Origin of the sequence: Kitasatospora sp. MY 5-36, assembly GCF_001182915.1 — a bacterium.
Classification (GTDB): Bacteria; Actinomycetota; Actinomycetes; order Streptomycetales; family Streptomycetaceae; genus Kitasatospora.
Window position 1 is genome coordinate 1 of sequence record NZ_LFVW01000956.1, and the last position, 2,971, is coordinate 2,971.

Sequence of the window (2,971 nt, forward strand, 5' to 3'; positions counted from 1 at the left end):
CTCGCGGGCGGTCCGCCGGGCCGCGTCCGCGACCGGCTCCGCGCCGGCGGCGGGCCAGGGCAGGTAGACGACCTCGGGCGCACCGGCCGCGGTGAGCTCCGCCAGGTCGGCGTAGCGGTCGACCGCCAGGCCGTCCGATCCGTCCGGTCCGCCCAGGCCGTCAAGTCCGTCAAGTCCGTTCAGCCGGGCGGCTCCGTCCGACGGGCCCGCCAGCAGCGCGGCGCGCACCGGCTCCACGGGCCCGGCGGGCAGCGGCACCCAGTCCATCCGGTACAGCGACTCCTGCCGGACGCCCCGGGCGCCGAGCAGGGTGCCGGGCTGGTCGAACAGCCGGTGCCGGGTGACCTTGCCCGAGGCGGTGCGCGGCACGGCGGCGATCGCCCGGACCTCCTGCGGCACCTTGAACCAGGACAGCTGCTCGGCGCAGGCGGCGAAGACCAGCTCGGCGTCGACGCCCTCCGGCGCGGCGACCACGAACGCGACCGGCACCTCGCCGAGCACCTCGTCCGGCCGGCCCGCCACGGCGACGTCCAGCACACCGGGCACCGTGCGGACGACGTCCTCGATCTCGCCCGGGTGGATGTTCTCCCCGCCCCGGATGATCAGTTCCTTGCGCCGCCCGCTGATCGTCAGCTGGCCGCCGGCCGCCCGGACCGCCAGGTCGCCGGTCCGGTACCAGCCGTCCCGCAGCGCCTCGGCGGTGGCCTCCGGCCGGTTGTGGTAGCCCTGCATCAGGCTCGGCCCGCGCACCCACACCTCGCCCTCCGTCCCGGGGGCGGTGTCGATCCCGGTCTCCGGGTCGACCACCCGCACCTCCAGGCCGGGGACCGGCAGGCCGCACGAACCGGAGACCCGCTCGGCGCCCGGCGCCTCGGTCGCGATCGCGCCGCAGGTCTCGGTGGAGCCGTAGCTGTTGAGCAGCGGGATGCCGAACGCGTCCTCGAAGTCCCGGGCCAGCGAGGCCGAGGTGACCGCGCCGGTCGACAGGCAGACCCGCAGCCGCGGCATGTCCAGCCGGCCGGCGTCGGCCTCCCGCAGCAGGTGGTGGTAGAGGGCGGGCACCCCGGCGAGGAAGGTGTACGCGTCGCCGCGCAGCTCGGCCAGCACCTCGTCCGCGGAGAAGCCCGGCATGATGCGCGCGGTCGCGCCGGTCGCGGTGATACCGACCACGCAGACGATGTGCGCCAGGCTGTGGAACAGCGGCAGCGGCCAGAGCACCAGGTCGTCGCGGGAGAGCCCGAGCAGCGGCGCGTAGCAGGACGCCACCGACCACAGGCAGCTGCGCTGGGTCGACAGCACGCCCTTGGGGGCGCCGGTGGAGCCCGAGGTGTAGAGCATGAAGGCGGTCTCGTCCAGGCCGAGGTCGTCGCGCGGCGGCACCGGGGGCTCGACGGTGGCCAGCGTCTCGAACGACGGCAGGTCCCGCGCCGCCTGCGGCCCCTGCGCCGTCGGACCGGAGACGACCACCAGCAGCCCGGGCCGGTCGGCCCGCAGCCGCAGCACCTGGTCCAGGTGGCGGGTGTCGGTGACGACCACGGCGGCGCCGCTGTCGTCCAGGATGTGGGCCAGCTCCTCGTCGCTGGAGTGCGGGTTGACCGGGACGGCGACACCGGCGGCCCGGACGGCGGCCAGGTAGGCCTCCACCACCTCGACGCCGGCGTCCAGGTGGATCGCCACCCGCCCGCCGCGGCCCAGGCCCAGGGCCGCCAGGTGGCCGGCCAGCCGTCCGGTCCGGAGCTCCAGCTCGGCGTAGCCCACGGACCGGCGGCCGTCCCGGAAGGCCGGCTTGTCGCGCAGCGACGCGGCCTGGGAGCGCAGCAGTTCGGGCAGCGGCCTGATCAGCTCGGTACGCGGCATGTCAACGGCTCCTTGGGCACGCGGAAACAGCACGGGAGGCTGGGGACTCCCGGAGAACAGAGAGGGGTGACGCATCATTCGGTATCCCGTGGCAGTCTCGTCCAGCCGTCCGCGGGGGCCGCACCCCTACGGTTCCCCTACGGGCCCTTGTCCCGGCCGGCTCCGCCGCGGGAGAAGGGGGGTGGTGGTGAGGGGTTGTCCGGCCGTCCGGCCTGCACCAGGCTCGGAGTGGGGAGGACCCGCCGGCGGGGCGAGGACCCCGTCCAGAAGGGACCACCGGAACACCATGACGCTCACCGACGGCGCGGCCGACAGCTGGATCCGCCGCTTCCACCCGGCCCCGGACGCCCGCGTCCGCCTGGTCTGCCTGCCCCACGCGGGAGGGTCGGCGAGCTACTGGTACCCGATGTCCGCCGCCACGGCGGCCGGGATCGAGGTCCTCGCGGTCCAGTACCCGGGGCGGCAGGACCGGCGCCACGAACCCTGCGTCGAGACCGTCGAGGCGCTGGCCGAGCAGGTCACCGAGGCGCTGCTGCCCCACCGCGACCTGCCGCTCGCCCTGTTCGGCCACAGCATGGGCGCGGTCGTCGGCTTCGAGGTCGCCCGGCGCCTGGAGGACCTCGGCACCCCGCCGGTCGCCCTGTTCGCCTCCGGCCGCCGCGCACCCTCCCGGCACCGGGACGAGGACGTCCACCTCCGGGGCGTCGACGGCATCGTCGCGGAACTCCGCAAGCTGGACGGCACCGACCCGCGGGCCCTGCAGGACCCGGAGCTGCTGCGGATGATCCTCCCCGCGGTCCGCGCCGACTACAAGGCCGTCGAGACCTACCGCTACCGGCCGGGGCCGCCGCTCTCCTGCCCGGTCGACGCCCTGGTCGGCGACAGCGACGAGAAGGCGACCGTCGACGAGGCCGGGTCCTGGCGCGACCACACCACCGGCGGCTCCGCCCTGCACGTCTTCCCCGGCGGCCACTTCTACCTGGCCCACCACCAGGGCGAGATCGTCCGCATCGTCACCGACCGCCTGCTGCCGCCGGTCTCCTGAACCCGGCGGGCCGCGGCGAGCGCCGCGCCCGGCCCCGGCCGGGCCGCGCCGCCGACCGGCCTCCGCTCG

Annotated in this window: 2 protein-coding genes; one reads left to right on the forward strand and one right to left on the reverse strand. The window is 76.0% G+C overall.

The window, feature by feature from the left end; all coding sequences use genetic code 11:
• Positions 1 to 1,857: class I adenylate-forming enzyme family protein (locus AE652_RS38750; RefSeq protein WP_049660156.1), on the reverse strand; the 1,857-nt coding region annotated here is incomplete at its 3' end.
• Positions 1,858 to 2,143: 286 nt separating this feature from the next.
• Between AE652_RS38750 and AE652_RS38755 the strand changes: the two genes are divergently transcribed.
• Positions 2,144 to 2,902 (forward strand): thioesterase II family protein, encoded by a 759-nt coding sequence (locus tag AE652_RS38755; protein WP_049660158.1) that lies wholly within the window; start codon positions 2,144 to 2,146, stop codon positions 2,900 to 2,902.
• The last annotated feature ends 69 nt before the right edge of the window (positions 2,903 to 2,971 follow it).